We start from the raw sequence: 15,975 nt of genomic DNA on the forward strand, positions 1-15,975 counted from the left end.
CAATGACAGACAGTCGAGACAGGCGCCCGGCCCGGGAGGTCCGGCGAGGCGAGCGTGATGCACGCGGGATCGACACGGCGCGAGAGCAGGCACGGCGTGGTGACGAGCGGGAGCGCAGGGACAGGATGCCGGATGACGACAGGCGGTCCGCGAATGACCGGGAGAGGGAGATCGAGGACGCGCGTGAGCGCCTGATCCGCACTTCCCGTGTCGCCGACCACCCGGTCGGCTGGTAAGAGCCAGAGCCACCGACTGCTCCTTGGTAACCAGTCGCACGGCGGCCGGTCGGGTTCTCCGGCCGACCGCCGTGCGCAGTCAGCGGGGGCGGACGGCGATCGCCGCAACGCGGCTCCTGCCCGGGGCGATGTCGGCGATCAGCCAGCCCGGCGAGCATTGGACGGGGACGGGCCCTGTTCCGACGCCGTCGACGGAGAACCCGCGTGTCAGACCTGTTGGACGAGCCACAGTCGCACCGCGATCGTCGGATCGAGGCTTGTCGGTGCGGGCACCGCGGTCATCTCTCCATCACCGCATTCACGAGGTCCACAGCGAGGTCCCGGGTGTGGTGGACCGGGAGGCGGTTGTCGGTGTACCAGTCATCGCCGGCCTCCGGGTGCGGTCCGGTGACCCCCACGCGGCCGGCACCGAACCGGGTCACGACCGCGGCGGGGGCGCCATTGGCGTAGGTGGCCAGGACAGTCGCGTCCGCGTCTCCATCGAGCGCGAAGTACGGTCCGTCCTGGAAGAAGACAGTGCGGGCCCGTCCGCGCCACATCACCCCGACCAGCGTGTTGCCGGTGTCGTGGACTGTGCATCCCGGTGAGCGGATGTACTGGTCGGTGTCGCCGGGCAGCAGGGCGAATCCGGGGGTGGCCCCCGCCAGATAGGCGCCCAGGCAGAAGCCCAGGTAGCGTCCGCCGCCATGGACGAAGCCGCGGATCGCGTCACGTTGCCGCCTCAGCTTCCGGTAGGCGGGCCGGAGCGACATGCCACCCGGCTGGGCGTACACAAGGGCCCTGGACAGCGACTCGGCCGACAGCTTCAGGGCCTCGCGCGGGCCGGCGAAGCGGACATCCAGTTCCCACGGGCCGGCGGCGAGCAGGTCCGCGACCGCCTCCGGGCAACCGGGCAGCGATGCCGGTCCCCGGTAGACGAGCGCGAGCGGGCGGGGTCCGGGCGTCTCGGCCTGAATCATGTCTTCCTCCTCACCGCCGCGTTGTGGTCATGCGTCGCGCACCGCAGTCGACCGCGACCGGTCCCCCCGAACCGGTCGGGGACGGCTCGTCACTCCTTCGGCGGGGAGCCCTCGCCAACTCGTCCCCAGCGGCAGGTGTTCCCCCTTCATGACCAGGGACAACGCCCCGAGCCCGACACGTTCGCCCACCACCGCGTCGTACAGCACGATGGCCCGGGTGCCGATATCCGCACCGGACCGAACAGTCACCGTCGACATCTTCATGACACGATCTTCGAACAAATGTGTCTGCAGTGAGACGTTCCTGTCGACCGCGGCGTCGTCGCCCACCTCCACCAGGTCGAACTCGGTGAGGAAGGTGGTGCCGATCCAGGTACGTCGGCCGATGTGGGCACCGAACATTCGGAGTACCACCGGCAGGAACGGAGTCCCTACCAGCACACCCACCCCCGCCGGGACCGCGGCCGCCTCGAAAAGGCCGGTGACGAACTCCGTACGCCGTACGAACAAACTCCACAGCGGCTCGACACGCGGCCGGTACCTGCCGATGACGACGAGCTTGGCCACCACGCAGTAGGCGATGGCCGCGAACGCCGCGCCGATGGCCAGGAAGGGCGACACCAGCACCGGGACCAGCGGGCCGCCACCACGGGCGAGGCCGGACAGTGCCAGCAGGTACAGGTAGGCACTGGTCGCCAGAACCGAGGCGGGCATGGTGACGCGGAAGAACTCGATACCCAGACGAACGAGCACCGCCCTGCGGGTCGGCCGGTACGTCAGCTCCTCCGGGTACGAACCGCTGCTCTGGCGCACCGGCAGCCGCAACGCGGGGGAGCCGAGCCACGTGGTGCCGTCGGGCACACCGTCGGGTGGCGGGACCGTACCCACGCCGACCAGGGAGCTCGCACCCAGCTCCGTGCCGGCCGCCACCAGCGCCGCATTACCGACGAACGCCCGGCTGCCCACCGTGGTGGGTCCCATGGCCACCTGGCCGGCCGCGAAGACGGCGGCACCGATGCTCGCATTGTCCGCGACGAAGCTTCTTTCCTTGAGGTTCAGCAGGCCCGGCTCGACGTACGCGACGGTGGAGACCTCGGCACCCTGGCCCACGCGCGCGCCGAGCAGCCGCAGCCACGGCACGGTGTAGAGGGTGGCGTAGAGAGAGTTGGTGAAAGTGAGGCTGTACTCCATCAGCTTGTCCACGACCCACTTGCGCACGCCGAGCGAGGAGCGCGCCGAGTGGATGCCCACGGGCACCTCAGGCAGGACCACGCGCTTGCCGACGGCGACCACCAAGCACACCGTACCCACGAAGACCGGGCCGGACAGCGCGGTGGCAGCCAGCCCCGAGCCCGCACCCCAGCGCAGCCATGCGAACCAGAACAACGCGATGCCGGGCAGGACCGTCAGCAGCGGAGCCAGCTCCAGGAACACCAGGCCGAGCAGCGCCGCGAACAGATGTCGCGGCCGCCAGTGATCTGCAACGCCACGTGTGCGAAGCATTGTCTCGACAACCGGGGCGAGGGCCTCGACCCGGCGCGCCGGTGATCCGGTCCAGCGCGCTCCGGCAGCCATCGACGCGTCCTGGCCGATCACGGACTGCTCACCGAGCGCGGACCCCGGCCCCATGCACGCACCGGGTTCAAGCACCGCGTTGGCACCGACGAAGGCCCGCTCGCCCACCGTGATCGGAGCGACGGTGACCCATCCGTCCGCGACCTTCCAGGGGCGAAGTGAAACGCCGTAGCCGACCGCCGCGTCGCTGCCGATCCTCAGTAGAGCCGGCAGACCGATCATGCCGGTAGCGATCGTGGTGCGGGCTCCTACACGTGCACCGAGCAGCCGAAGGTAGGGAGCCATCATGGGAGAGCCGCTGAGTACCCGCAACGGGCTGATCTCCAGCAGCAGGTTCAGCGCCCACAGGCGCAGATAGGTCAGCCCCCACAGTGGGTAGCGGCCGGGTGCGATGCCGTTCTCCAGCAGGCGCGCCAGAGCGAGAGGAACGATCCAGCGCACCGCCAGGTAGCCGGCCAGGACGGCGATCGCCGGCTGCACGACCTCCCCGCCCGAGACCTGGCCGTGGCGTGCGGTGTACGAGACGGCCACAGGCAGCGTCAGCAGAAGGAGCACAAGGTAGAAGGCCCCCGCCTGGGCCAGTCCGGCGAGCGCGATCCGGCAGCGGCTGTGACGGATGAACGGGCGGGGCGGACTGGTGGCCATGGTGGCCGCCGAGGCGCGCATCCGCTCTGCGAACTTCTGCACTGTCGGGTGCTCGTACAGGTCGCGCAGAGTCGGGCCGGTTCCGCCGTCGCGGCCGCGCAAAAGCGATACGGCCTGTGCGGCGAGCAACGAGTGGCCGCCGAGGTCGGTGAAGAAGTTCGCCTCGGCCGACACCTCGTCGGGAGCGAGGCCGAGCACCTGTGCCCAGGCGTCCCGCACCCGCGTCTCCAGCTCACCACGGACGGGCACCATGCGGCCGATCCCCATGAGTCGGCGGCCGGTCGGAGCGGGTAGCAGCCGGCGGTCGACCTTGCCGCTCGGCATGGCGGGAAGGCGGTCGAGGATGTCCAGGAACGACGGCACCATGTAGGCGGGCAGAGTACGTTGCAGGCGCTCGTGGAGGCGGGCGGCGAGGTCGCCGTCGGAGGCTGCGTCCGGACCGGGAGATTCTGTGGCACGTACGACGTAGGCGGCGAGCACCGTGGCGCTCCCGGTCTCGATGTGCCCGGCCGGGTCCAGGTCGTGCCGGGTCTGCGGAGACCTGCCCGTGTCCGGCGCCGCGACGAGCGCGGTGACCGCTTGAGCTACGCCGGGGTCCTCCAGCAGCACGTTGTCGATCTCGTCGAGTGCCACCCTGTATCCCCGGATCTTCACCTCGGCGTCGGCCCGGCCCAGGTACTCGATCTCCCCGTCGACGGTCATCCGGCCGAGGTCACCGGTGCGGTAGAGCCGGCCGCCCCGGGGAGCCAAGGGGTGCTCGATGAAACGGTCGGCGGTCAGGTCCGGCCGGCCCACGTAACCGCGGGCCAGGCCGGGACCGCCCAGGCATATCTCGCCGGCCGAACCGTGGGGCACGGGCCGCCGCTGTTCGTCCAGAAGCACCACCGAGTACGTCGGCAGAGGCCGCCCGATGGTGACGGGCCGGTTTGCACGCAGTTCCTGCCAGGTCGCCGTGACCGTGGCCTCTGTCGGTCCGTACGTGTTGAGGATGCGGCGTCCAGGCCTGCTCCACCGCTCGACGAGCCTCTGCGGGCACGCCTCGCCGCCCACGACGACACTGCGAACCCGCGGCAGGTCGCGCGGGATCGTCGCCAGCAGCGTCGGCACGCAGTACAGCACCGTGACGCGACGCGTCTCCAGGAAGTCGGCGAGCTCGTCACCGAGCCGCGCGGGACCGCTCGGCCCGGCGACGAGCGTGGCGCCTGCCGCCCAGGTCGGCCAGATCTCCTCGATGGAGAAGTCGAACGAGATGGTCATGCCCTGGAACACCCGGTCATCGGGGCGTACGGCGTACACGGGAGTCACGACACCGAGGAAGTTACAAATGCTTGATTGGGCGATCTCCACGCCCTTGGGCCTGCCGCTGGAGCCCGAGGTGTACATGATGTACGCGGTGGGATCGCCTTCGTACCGGCCCGCGGCGGACGTGTCGGCAGGCGGCCGTGTCCTGGGAAGACGAGCGAGTTCACCGGCCCAGGCGTCGGTCCGGATCACCCGGCACGCTCCCGGCTGCTCCGTCTCCGCACGCCCGGTGCACGGCATCAGAACGCCCGTGGTCAGCAGGACGCCGGCCCCTGCGTCGCCCAGGATGTACGCGATGCGTTCGGGTGGGGACGCGGGGTCGAGCGGCACGAACGTCGCCCCGGCCTTGCACACGCCCAGAAGCGAGACGTACATGCCCACAGAACGCGGTAGCAGGACAGCCACGCGAGTACCCGTACCGACGCCCACATGGCGCAGGTAGTGAGCCACCTGGTTGGCGCGTGCGTCGAGATCGGCGTACGTCAGACGCTGCTCATCGCATTCCAGGGCGACGGCGCACGGTGTGCGGTCACAGGCGCCTTGAAAGAAGTGGTGCAGCCGACGGGCCGTGCTCGTAGCGCTCGGGTCGGCGAAGTCTCCAGCCGGAACGACAGGCGGGTCCACGGTGTGGGAGGTCATGGGGAACCTCCTCCTCAACTCGGGTGAAGGACACCCGGTGGTCCGGGAGGACGGTTCCAGCCTGTACGGCGCCCGCTGAGAGGAGGCTGAGACAGAACATCACCTGATCGGTCTGTGCGCCTGCCGTGAGAGCGGCTCCCCACCGATTCGCCCTCCTGTCGGCCCGCTGCCTCGACATGGAAGCCCGCCAGGGCCTGAGACCGCCCGGCCCGCACCGGCGGGACCAGGCACGCCGGAGAGACTGAACGGCATCTTGTCCGGCCGCGGCGGCGACTACGGTGCCGCGATCCGCGCACACTCCGCACCCCGGCCCCCTTGCGGAGCCCGGTTGAACGGCGGCGTGCTCCGGACCCCGCCTGCCGCACCACGACGAGGCTGCTGAGGACGACGTGCCGCGTACTCGCCGCTGTCCGAACGGGCAACACTGCCTGCCCCGAGTACTGCTCCGTCGGCCAGGGACTCGGGATTCGCCTCTCGACATGCTGACACGTCGGGTCCGAGGTGATCGCCAGGAGGGCGGACGGATGAAGGCGGCTCCGGAGAAGGACCCCGCCTCGCCCCGGACCGTTCCCCCCGCCACGATGCCGGAACGTGTGTCGCCGGAACGTGCCCCGGCCGACCGCCCTGCCCCGGGTCGGGCGTTCCCGGGCTCGCGCGACCTGCAGCGCCTGCAGCGAGCGGCGGGCAACAGCGCGGTCGCCCGCCTGGTGGCCCAGCGCTACACGGCCCCCGTGAAACCCTCCCCCGCCCAGGCTCCCGGTTTCCGCAAGGTGAAGGCGGATGTGGCGGCGAAGCGGACGAGGATCGCGGTCCATGCACCCGCCGCGGCCGAGTCGAAGTCGGCGCAGGACGCGGCGGTGGCTCCGCCGGACGACAGGGAGGCGCAGGGCAAGGCGGCGAACGCGGAGAAGATGAACGCGGCGAAGCCCGGCGAGTTCAACAAGCAGGCGTTCATCGACGCGGTGAACAAGGCGATCGACGCGCAGGCCCCGAAGAACCTCGACGACGCCGACAAGTTCTCCAAGTCCGGCAAGGCCGACAAGATCAAGTCAGAGGTCGACGGCAAGGTCTCGGACGGCAAGGAGTCCTCCGCCAAGGACATCGACACCGCGACGAAGGCCCCGCCGGACACGTCCGCCGCCAAGGACAAACCCGTCACGCCGCTCACCCCGGACCAACCCCCGGCCAATCCGGGCGCCCCCTCCGCCACGGACGCGATCCCGGAGAAGCAGCCGGCTGCGGTCACGGACTTCTCCCAAGGCCCGGCCGAAAACGACCAGGCCATGGCCGACGCCGAGGTCACCGAGGAGCAGCTCGCCAAGGGCAACGAGCCGGAGTTCGATCAGGCCCTGTCCGCGAAGAAAACCGCCGAGACGGACTCGGCGAAGGCCCCCGCCAAGGGCAAGGCGGCCGAAACCCAGCAACTCACCACGGCGAAGGCCGGAGCGGCGGCCTCCGGCGCCCAGGCCATGAACGCCCTGACCGCGACCCGTACCTCGGCCGGGAAACAGGTCGACGGCGGGAAGGGCGACACCAAGTCGAAGGACGAGAAGAAACGCGCCGAGGTCACGGCGAAGCTGCAGAAGGTCTACGACGGCACGAAGAAGGACGTCGAGGACACCTTGTCCGGCCTGGACAAGAAGGTCGACACCGCGTTCACGACGGGTGAGAAAGCGGCCCGGGACGCGTTCACCGCGGACCACAAGCGCCGGATGAAGGCCTACAAGGACAAGCGGTACTCGGGCTGGACGGGCAAGGCCCGCTGGGTCAAGGACAAGTTCGCCGGCCTGCCCAAGGAGGCCAACAACCTCTACCAGGAGGCCCGCAAGCTCTACGTCGCAAAGATGCAGACGGTCATCTCGTCCGTCGCCGACATCATCGGCGCGGAACTCGGCAAGGCGAAGGCCCGCATCGCCAAGGGCCGCGCCGAGCTCAAGGCGGAGGTGGACCGACTTCCCGCCGACCTGCGCCAGTTCGGCGAGGACGCGGCCAAGGACTTCGCGGGGAAGTTCGACGACCTGGAAGCCACCGTCAACGAGAAGTCCGAACAACTCGTCCAGGACCTCGCGACGAAGTACACGGCAGCCCTGAACAAGATCGACGAGGAGATCAAGAAGCTCCAGGAAGCCAACAAGGGCCTGATCGACAAGGCGAAGGACGCCATCGTCGGCGCGATCAAGACGATCAACGAACTGAAGAACCTCCTCCTCGGCATCCTCGCCAAGGCCGCCTCCGCCATCATGAAGATCATCAAGGACCCGATCGGCTTCCTGGGCAACCTGGTCAAGGCAGTCGGTGCGGGCCTCAACCTCTTCATCACCAACGTCGCCGACCACCTCAAGACCGGCGTCGTGTCCTGGCTGCTGGGCACCGCGGTCAAGGCAGGCCTCGAACTCCCCCAGAAGTTCGACCTCAAGGGCATCATCCAGCTCATCGCCTCCCTCCTCGGCCTGACCTGGGCCAACATCCGCGCCCGCATCACCCGCAAGGGCATCCCCGACCAGGCCATGACCGCCGTCGAACAATCCGTCCCGGTCGCCCAGACCCTCGCCCGCGAAGGCCCCGCGGGCGCCGCCAAGGAAATCACCGAGGAGGCCGGCGACCTCAAGGCCACCATCCTCGAAAAACTCACCAGCTACCTGATCCCCACCGTCATCATCGCGGGCATCACCTGGATCATCTCCCTCCTCAACCCCGCCTCCGCCTTCGTCCGCGCCGTCAAAGGCATCATCGACATCGTCACGTTCATCGTGAACCAGGGCGCCCAGATCGTTGAATTCGTCAACGCCGTCCTCGACGCCGTCATCGCCATCGCCAACGGCGGCACCGCAGGCGTCCCCAAAATGGTCGAGGCCGCACTCGCCGCCAGCGTCCCCCTCCTCATCGGCTTCCTCGCCTCACTCCTCGGCATCGGCTCCCTCGCCAACAAGGTCAAATCCGTCTTCCACGCCGTCGCCAAACCCGTCAACCGCGCCATCGACAAAATCGTCGACTTCATCGCCAAGAAAGGCAAAGCCCTCTGGGCGAAACTCAAGGGCAAGGACAAGCCGAAGAAGAAGGACCGCGACAAAGACCGGACCGACGCGCCGAGTGATCTGCGCCTGGCCGCCCGGCAGGCCGCTGAGCGCGGGTGGGATGCGGCTGCGCAACGGAGCAGGAACGAGGTCGTGCGGGGGAACGACCTCGAATCGGCACTGCAGGGCGCGGCGAAGGCTCGGGGCGGGGTCCGAATCAAGCTCGATGTCGTCGAGAGCAGCACCACCTGGCGGGTGAAGGCCCTCGCCGAGAAGGCCGGTAAGCGGTCCACCGCCGAGGAGGGGCGGGGCTGGATCGCCCGGGGGGAGCAGAACGAGCGCTGGTACGCGGCCCGCGATCTGTCCGCTTTCAACCGTTCACTGGTGGACGATGCCTTCGCCGAACTGCGCGGGGACACGGGCGGCTCCGACGACGCGGGGGATCTGCACGCGAGTTACGAGCAGAAGATCAAGGCGGGGCGGCGGATCGAACGGACCCAGCAGGATCGTCTGGACGGCCGGATCAGGGGTCTTCGCTTCTCGATTTCGACCGAGTCGTTCTCCGGGGCGGAGAAGGACAAGGAAATCCGCACGACGATGAACGTCAGTCCCAATGAGACGGCGAAGACGGGAAACGTGCCGCTGAGCGGAGAGGTGTTCCCCTACAGGATCGGGGAGGCGGCGGGGCCGGTCGAGCTCGCCAAGGCCCGGCAGCCGATCGAGAACCTGAGCCGCATTCGTATTCCCATGCTCGGGAGAGAGGCGATGACGGGATACGTCGTCAATATGGCGGCGCAGCCGGGAGAGGTGGAGTCGGACATCGCCTCGCGCTATATGGACGAGGCGTGGGCGGGCTCCGAGGAGAAGGACCTGGCGACGGCGAGCACGGCTGTGGTGATCGGCGTCAACACGTACAAACGGCTGGACCCGCAGGAGAACAAGGAGGGCAAGAACACAATCCGGGCTGCCATGGCCGGGATTGACCAGCCGAACCGCCTCCGTATGGCTGCCATGGGCTTTACGTGGACGCCGAGTTGGGAACACATCAGCAAGGGCCGCGTCCCGCTGGCCGAGGTCCGGCAGGCGTATCAGAAGCTGTCCGACGCGGAGAAGAGGCAGGCCATCGCGGCGAACGAGTCGAACTGGCGCGACGGGAAGAAGCTGCCGTACGGGATCTTCCGCGAGGCGGTGCTCGCCTCGTCGCACACGGAGAAGGCCGTGAACGTCCTGTCCGAGGTCAACCAGCAGGTGCACGTGGTGAGTCAGGACGCCGATGGCGGTGTGCGCACGCCGAGCGGACGCGGAGTCTTGGCGGAGTACAGCCAGATCCTCAACGCGATGCGGAACGATCCGGTGCTCACGATCGGCGGGTACACGTTCGCCGGCTTCGACTGGGGCAAGCTGGCCGGTTCGCGAACGGCTCAGCTGACGACGCTCGCAAATGCGGTGGACCGGGCGATCCGGGCGGCCATCGCCGAGGTGCATCCGCAGATGCTGTATCCGACCGAACCGAACGCGTTGATCAAGGCATGGGACAACAGGACCGGCGACGGCATATTCCAGAATCCGCAGATCCGGGCGGGGCTCGACTCCTCCCAGGGCTCCTTCTACGGAATCGGGGCAGCCGAAGGCCGCACTGCCAGGAACCAGATGACGGGTGCTTACGGCAGGGAGAACTTCTCGATGGCCTACACGCCGAGTGCAAGCACCGTGACGAGTCCGCTCCCCGGTGACCCGACGCGCGGTCTCACGGTCACGCCGGAGGACGTGCATGAACTGGCGGCCGGGGAACGGTTCCCGGGGCATGAGCCGGAGGATCTGCGCCGCAGCCATCAGGCGTACGCGCTGGTCATGCAGTCACAGACGACCGCGAGCGCGATGAACCTGGCCCGGGAGTTCCGCAAGGAGAACCCGCAGGGCGTGCGGTCGGGCGACCAGACTCGTTTGCAGAACGCGATATTCATGCACGTCGAGGAAATGGTCAAACTGATGACCGAAAAGCCGTCATTGACCATGGAGAGCGACGAGGTGAAGAGGCATCTGGACGCGCTCGAAACGAGCGCGAAGGAGCTTTCGGAGCAGCGCAGCATGGCCAACAAGGAGAAGCCGCAGGCGGCCATCGAACTGTCCCTCCGTATCACCAGGGAGATCATCGAGGCCCTGACGGCCGAGGACCTCAGGGACACCTGGAACAAGCTGCACACCCTTCTCGACCAGATCATGAAGGACCCGAGGCCGAGCCAAGGAGGCCCGCAGTGACCGGGGACGCCGTGAGCCGGGCGGGCGAGAAGGCGTCGCGCGCGGACTACGCCTCCATGGCCCGTCTGGCGCGAGCGATGTACGAGGCGGGGCTCGGTCCCCGCGAGGTGATCCGCGAGTGCTACGGAACGGAATTCCCCGAAGAGTTCTTCCTCTTCGCCGAGACGGGCCCGTACACGCTGGACCTGACGATGGACTTCACCAACCAGCCCTGGCAGCTGGCCATTCCGCTGTCCCAGGGCGGCCCTCCACCGGAACCGGACACCCTGGACCGGATCGAGCGCAGGGTCTTCGTCCGCGACCCCTGCCTCGTCCCTCTCGCGCTGCCCCTGGACCTCGACGCGGTCCACGGAGGCCGGGTCATCTGCTACCACCTGGACGAACTACGCGCGGGCCGCCCCACCACGTTCGGCATCCGCGTGGCCGTGGGCCCCGACGACGAGGCCGAGCGCTGCGCCGCATCCCTCCTGGACGTCATCCACCAGCACCACGCCGACATCCTCCGCCTCCTCGCCCACCGGAACCACCTGCCGTCGAACCGCGGAACGGGCGCGGTGGACTCGGCGGACGTCGAGGAGGCCCGGGACATCTTGACCCAGATCGAGGACCTGCAACACCAAGTCGTGGCCCGGACACAGAAGTAGAGAACCGAAGTCTGGACACACAACCGGGCTCACCTCGGTCCACGGAGCTCGAGCCTGCAAGTTCGCCCCTTTTTTTTGCGTGGACATGGGCAGAGTCGAAGTGAAGCACGGAGGCAGGCCCGCCGGGCAGCTGAGCAAGCAGTCCGGCCACCTGGCGCCGGACTGTCACTCGGCCCGGGCGAGCGGGTCGTTCACGGGAAACCGTGCTCGCGCTCGTGCGATCAGGGCAGCGGGGTCAGGGCTCGCCTGCAGCGCGTTCAGGACCAGGAGCCACCACTGGTCGAGCCGGGACCCGAGTTCCTGCTCCCTCGCCACCTCGTCGGTGAGGCTGTAGAGACCGAAGAGCGCGCACACGAGTGTCGTGGCGGTGCCCGACGGCTCGATCCCCTCGGCGAGTTCGCCCCTGGACCGGGCCTCGGCGAGAAGCCTCGTGACGGCCGCGGTCCAGGCGGCAAACGGTGCGGGCACGGGCGCGTCGATGCCCCGGCGCTCGGCCCACAGGCGGGCGCCGGCGCGGGCTACGACGTCCTCGCGCAGCACTCTGGCGATTTCAAAGCTCAGAGCGACGAGCTTCTCAAGCGGCGGGACGCCCGGGGCCGTGTAGTGCTGGGCCAATTGCGGCCATGCGGCGAACTGTTCACTGACGACGGCGAGGGCGAGCTTTTCCTTGCTGGAGTAGTGAAAGTAGATGGCTCCACTGGTCTTCCCCGAGCGGCCACTTATGTCGTTGATGCTGGTGCCTGCGTATCCCTGTTCGACAAAGAGTTGCGCTGCGGCTTCCAGTAGGGATCTCCGGGTCGCTCTCGCCCTGTCTTGCACGTATGTTCCACCTTCGTTCATTCATGCAATGAGTTTGATACAGGGGGTAGTGCGCCCGCGCATTGGCGGCACTGCGCCGCCGACCGCGGAGCTTTTATTATTCTTCGACCGTGCGTGCATGTGGGTGACATCGGTGAAATTTGCGACCTCATCCCGATGGCTCCGCGAACGGGACCGCGCTTAGCGGCCGTTACGACACGCCTTGCATCAACGGACCTACTTCGCAACGCAGTTGACCGAACTCGCGGCACTCCACAGTTACCCACCGGCCGTCCCGTCCCTCGCGTCTAACCTGCGACCGACCTGCCGTCAAACACTCGAAGGAGTGATTGCGTCCCTCTTCGGACAAAATTAACGTAGTGACCACGATGTTTTCGGGCTCGACCCATGAGACGGACGATGTCCGGAGCGGTGGGCCCCACGCAGGCGGATCGACCACCTTCGCGCGCGGTCAAGAAAGACCGTTCGGCATCCCAGGCTGAACCGTCGAGCGCACCTCTCCCGCAGTCCGACATCTCACGAACCCGGCGACAGAACGGAGTCGGCGAACTCTCCAAGAACGGCGGAGAAATGACAGCTCATCGCATCCTTGACTGGTCCCCGGCCGCTATCGTCTTCGATTGCGACGGAACTCTGATGGACACCGAACGCCACTGGCAGGACGCACGCAACAGAGTCTTCAGAGAGTTCGGTCTCAAGCCCCCGGCCGGATTCGCCGAGCGAGCCAAGGGGGTGCATTACACCGAGTGCGGGAGCCTCATGGCCGAGGCGACCGGAAAGCCTGACCTCACCGGCGAGATGACCCATTCGCTTCTCCAACACTTCACGGCGTTGGTCGCCGCAGACCCCGTCACCATGCCGGGCGCGGCAGCGCTGGTCCGTCTGGCCGCCCGCCATCTGCCACTCGCGGTTGCCAGCAACTGCCCCCTGGACATGGTGGAGTCCAGCCTGGACCGGGCCGGACTGCTGAGCCACTTCGGCCATATCGTCGTCGCGGGCGGCACATTGCGGCCCAAGCCCCATCCGGACGTCTATGCCGCCGCGGCAGATCTCTGCGGCGTGCAGCCGCAGGACGCGCTGGCGGTGGAGGACTCCGTCACCGGTATCGACTCGGCGCGAAGCGCCGGGCTGCGCGTGCTGGGGGCCGGTCCCCGCCCTGCCGGTCGGGGTGCGGACCGGGTCGATTTATGGGTCAGCACCCTGGGTGACCCGAAGCTGGTGGCCTGGGCCAACACCCGGATCGCCATGGCAGGACCACCCCACGATTGAGGTGCCGGGCGCCTCATTCGAGATCCGCGCGCACGCTCGCCACCCACCGGTATCAGTCCGCACGTACGTGGATGCACCGGTGCGGACAGGGGTCGGCCCGGCGCTCACGCCGGGACCCCGGTAGCCCCGCGCCGCCGGCGCACCGGCGATCCGGACGTACGTGTACGGCTGCTGAGGCTCCGTCATACCGATGAGCTCACCGCCGCCATGCATGCCGGACGGGCGGATGTCGTCCCGCCCACGAGGAGGGAGTTGCACCGAGGCGACGTGCGGACCTTTTTGTCCGGCCCGCAGGCACGAAGTCCTCACGGCAGTGATTTCGGGTGGTGCGAGCGGATCGAAGCCATCCGTCTCGCTCGACCTGAAAGTGCATGAGCCGTAGCCACTGTCCCCGACGCCGAACGCGTCCGGCGTCGGCGCGGTTGCCGCCGTGGCAGCATGATCCGAAGACACACACGACGACAGCGCAGGTGAAGAGTGGTGGCGATGACCTCGGACAGCCGTACCTCGCAGCGAGCAGTACTCGTAGTCCGGCCGACCGCCCTCGAGCCCATGCCACGGCTGGCCCGCGCCATTGGTCTGGGCGCGGGTGACCTGTGGGTCAAACGCGATGACCTCACCGGCCTGGGCGGCGGCGGAAACAAGGTACGCAAACTCGAGTGGACCTGCGGTGCAGCGCTCGCCGCCGGCGCCACGGCCCTCGTGACCTCCGGTGCGCCACAAAGCAATCACGCGCGCCTGACCGCCGCTGCCGGCGCCCGGCTGGGGCTCGACGTCGTCCTCGTGCTGTCCGGCGCGCCCGGATCGTCGACATCCGGCAACCTCGCACTCGACAGTCTCTTCGGTGCCACGGTCGTGTGGGCGGGTGATGCCGACGGCGAGGCGCTCGGCTCCACCGCCGAGCAGGTGGCGGAGCAACTGCGGCGGCACGGCGCTGTCCCGGCGTTGATCCCCTTCGGTGGTTCCAGCGTGCTCGGCGCACGCGGTTACGCCGAGTGCGGACGTGAACTCCTCGTCCAGGCACCCGACCTGGCGACCGTCGTTGTCGCGGTGGGCTCCGGTGGAACGATGGCCGGCCTCCTCGAACCGCTCGGTTCCACGCGCGTGCTCGGCGTCCATTGCGGTGCCGTCACCGATCCTGCCCGGACCGTGTCCGAGCTGGCCTCCGGCCTGTCCGGCACACACTGCAAACCGGAGACGTTGAGGCTGCGGCTCGATCAGGTCGGCGACGGATACGGCACATTGACCGCAGCGGCCTTGGCCGCCCTCACCCTGACCGCCCGCACCGAAGGCATCGTGCTCGACCCGATCTACACCGGACGCGCGATGGCCGGCTTGATCGCGGCGGTCGAGGACGGCGACGTGGTACCTGGGCAGCGCACGGTCTTCCTGCATTCGGGCGGTATGCCCGGTCTCTTCGGTCACGCGGCAACGCTCGCGAAACTGGAGGAGGCACTGACGCCCTCGGCTCCGTAGGCGGCAGGTCACGCTCGCGTTGCCACAGGCCGCGACGGCATCGGGAACCGGCTGCCAGCCCTCGACAAGGCGAGCCTTCTTGCACACCGGTCACGCTGCGCTCCACCAGCCGAGCCCCGTCTGCACACCAAGGAGGCGAGCGCCCAGCGGGCTCCTCCGACGCGGGCCGCGGCCCGGCATCGCACGGCTCGGCCGAGTGCTGCCGCCTGACCACCGGCGGCCGGCTCGGGCCACCGGCTCCGCCCTGGTCTCACTATTCAGCCAAATTTGACATTAGCTTGCCTTATGAAAGATAAAGAAGGTCCTTTGGGCTGAAGCTCACGCAGCGTGACATTCGAGGCGTGGCAGCCGACGAACGTCTACGTGAATGAGTAATGCCGTGTCCCACGCCGCCGTAGCCCCCGACCAGCCGACCGATCCCGCCGGGGACTGGGAGGCATGGCGCGCCGAGCGGCGGCGCTCCGTCACCTCGGCCGCCGGGAATCTCGCCCTCGTCGAGACCCGCTGGACCCCGGCCGGTGAGCGCCCCGACCTCGATGCGGCCCGTTCCGGACAGCCCGATTCTGTGACTGTCACCACAGTGGAGCGCACCGACTTCGTCACCGGCGAGCCCGAGTACGGTCTCCGCTTCTGGGACGCGCAGTCCCCCGCGATCCAGAAATTCGATCGCACCGATGTCTTCCCGTACGACCCGGCCTGGGTGCTGGAGGCCTCGTACACCCCGGTGCCGGGTGCCAGGCGGGTCGGATTCGAGCACATCCGGGACAACGGCGGCACCCGTGACCTCGTCGTGCCGGGTGACATCGAGCTCACCGTGGACGGCCGGGAGTACACGCTGAGCGCCTTCGACGACGACGGCACCCTGCTGCTCGTCTTCGGCGACCTCACCAACGGCGACATCACCTACGGTGCCGGACGCTTCCTCTTCGTCACCCACACCGGCGAAGGCCGCGTCCTGCTCGACTTCAACCGTGCCTTCGTGCCGCCCTGCGGATTCTCCGACCAGTACAACTGTCCGATGCCGCCGCGGCAGAACCGTTTCCACCTGCCCGTAGAGGCCGGAGAGAAGCGGCCCGTCTTCCGCGACGGCTTCCCCGCGCAGCACTGATCAACCCCGCACTCCCCCGCCTCGCAGCAC

General features: G+C 68.4%; 8 protein-coding genes. 5 read left to right on the plus strand and 3 right to left on the minus strand.

What is annotated here, in order from left to right; all coding sequences use genetic code 11:
• Nucleotides 1–514: 514 nt before the first annotated feature.
• Both ACZ7IB_RS27965 and ACZ7IB_RS27970 read right to left on the minus strand, forming a co-directional pair.
• Nucleotides 515–1,195 carry a BPL-N domain-containing protein gene (locus ACZ7IB_RS27965; protein WP_470916569.1) on the minus strand — a complete coding sequence of 227 codons (681 nt, stop codon included), beginning with the start codon at nt 1,193–1,195 and terminating at the stop codon, nt 515–517.
• A 27-nt stretch (nt 1,196–1,222) separates the two neighbouring features.
• Nucleotides 1,223–5,356 carry a Pls/PosA family non-ribosomal peptide synthetase gene (locus tag ACZ7IB_RS27970; RefSeq protein ID WP_470916570.1) on the minus strand — a complete coding sequence of 1,378 codons (4,134 nt, stop codon included), beginning with the start codon at nt 5,354–5,356 and terminating at the stop codon, nt 1,223–1,225.
• A gap of 524 nt (nt 5,357–5,880) precedes the next feature.
• Between ACZ7IB_RS27970 and ACZ7IB_RS27975 the strand changes: the two genes are divergently transcribed.
• Nucleotides 5,881–10,629, plus strand: a complete 4,749-nt coding sequence (locus ACZ7IB_RS27975; RefSeq protein ID WP_470916571.1) for a phage tail protein — start codon at nt 5,881–5,883, stop codon at nt 10,627–10,629.
• Nucleotides 10,626–11,273 (plus strand): hypothetical protein, encoded by a 648-nt coding sequence (locus ACZ7IB_RS27980; protein WP_470916572.1) that lies wholly within the window; start codon nt 10,626–10,628, stop codon nt 11,271–11,273. The genes ACZ7IB_RS27975 and ACZ7IB_RS27980 overlap by 4 nt, the downstream gene beginning before the upstream one ends.
• A gap of 165 nt (nt 11,274–11,438) precedes the next feature.
• On the opposite strand, the gene ACZ7IB_RS27985 is transcribed toward ACZ7IB_RS27980, so the two are convergent.
• Nucleotides 11,439–12,113, minus strand: coding sequence for a ScbR family autoregulator-binding transcription factor (locus tag ACZ7IB_RS27985; protein ID WP_470916573.1), 675 nt, complete (start codon nt 12,111–12,113; stop codon nt 11,439–11,441).
• Nucleotides 12,114–12,662: 549 nt separating this feature from the next.
• Here ACZ7IB_RS27985 and ACZ7IB_RS27990 point away from each other — a divergent pair.
• The 3 genes from ACZ7IB_RS27990 (at nt 12,663) to ACZ7IB_RS28000 (ending at nt 15,945) form a co-directional block, all read left to right on the plus strand.
• Nucleotides 12,663–13,361 (plus strand): HAD family hydrolase, encoded by a 699-nt coding sequence (locus ACZ7IB_RS27990; protein WP_470916574.1) that lies wholly within the window; start codon nt 12,663–12,665, stop codon nt 13,359–13,361.
• Between the two features lie 486 nt (nt 13,362–13,847).
• Nucleotides 13,848–14,837: a pyridoxal-phosphate dependent enzyme gene (locus ACZ7IB_RS27995; protein WP_470916575.1), complete on the plus strand. Its 990-nt coding sequence runs from the start codon at nt 13,848–13,850 to the stop codon at nt 14,835–14,837.
• A gap of 367 nt (nt 14,838–15,204) precedes the next feature.
• Complete coding sequence (locus ACZ7IB_RS28000) at nt 15,205–15,945, plus strand: DUF1684 domain-containing protein (RefSeq protein ID WP_470916576.1); 741 nt, start codon at nt 15,205–15,207, stop codon at nt 15,943–15,945.
• The last annotated feature ends 30 nt before the right edge of the window (nt 15,946–15,975 follow it).

The sequence above is a fragment of the Streptomyces sp. NPDC037301 genome, from assembly GCF_055602785.1.

What these genes read in the sequence shown, in the direction of transcription:
- ACZ7IB_RS27965 (WP_470916569.1), bottom strand. Translation starts at nt 1,195, where the DNA reads ATGATTCAGGCCGAGACGCCCGGACCCCGCCCGCTCGCGCTCGTCTAC.
- ACZ7IB_RS27985 (WP_470916573.1), bottom strand. Translation starts at nt 12,113, where the DNA reads ATGAACGAAGGTGGAACATACGTGCAAGACAGGGCGAGAGCGACCCGG.
- ACZ7IB_RS27995 (WP_470916575.1), top strand. Translation starts at nt 13,848, where the DNA reads ATGACCTCGGACAGCCGTACCTCGCAGCGAGCAGTACTCGTAGTCCGG.
- ACZ7IB_RS27990 (WP_470916574.1), top strand. Translation starts at nt 12,663, where the DNA reads ATGACAGCTCATCGCATCCTTGACTGGTCCCCGGCCGCTATCGTCTTC.
- ACZ7IB_RS27975 (WP_470916571.1), top strand. Translation starts at nt 5,881, where the DNA reads ATGAAGGCGGCTCCGGAGAAGGACCCCGCCTCGCCCCGGACCGTTCCC.
- ACZ7IB_RS28000 (WP_470916576.1), top strand. Translation starts at nt 15,205, where the DNA reads ATGAGTAATGCCGTGTCCCACGCCGCCGTAGCCCCCGACCAGCCGACC.
- ACZ7IB_RS27970 (WP_470916570.1), bottom strand. Translation starts at nt 5,356, where the DNA reads ATGACCTCCCACACCGTGGACCCGCCTGTCGTTCCGGCTGGAGACTTC.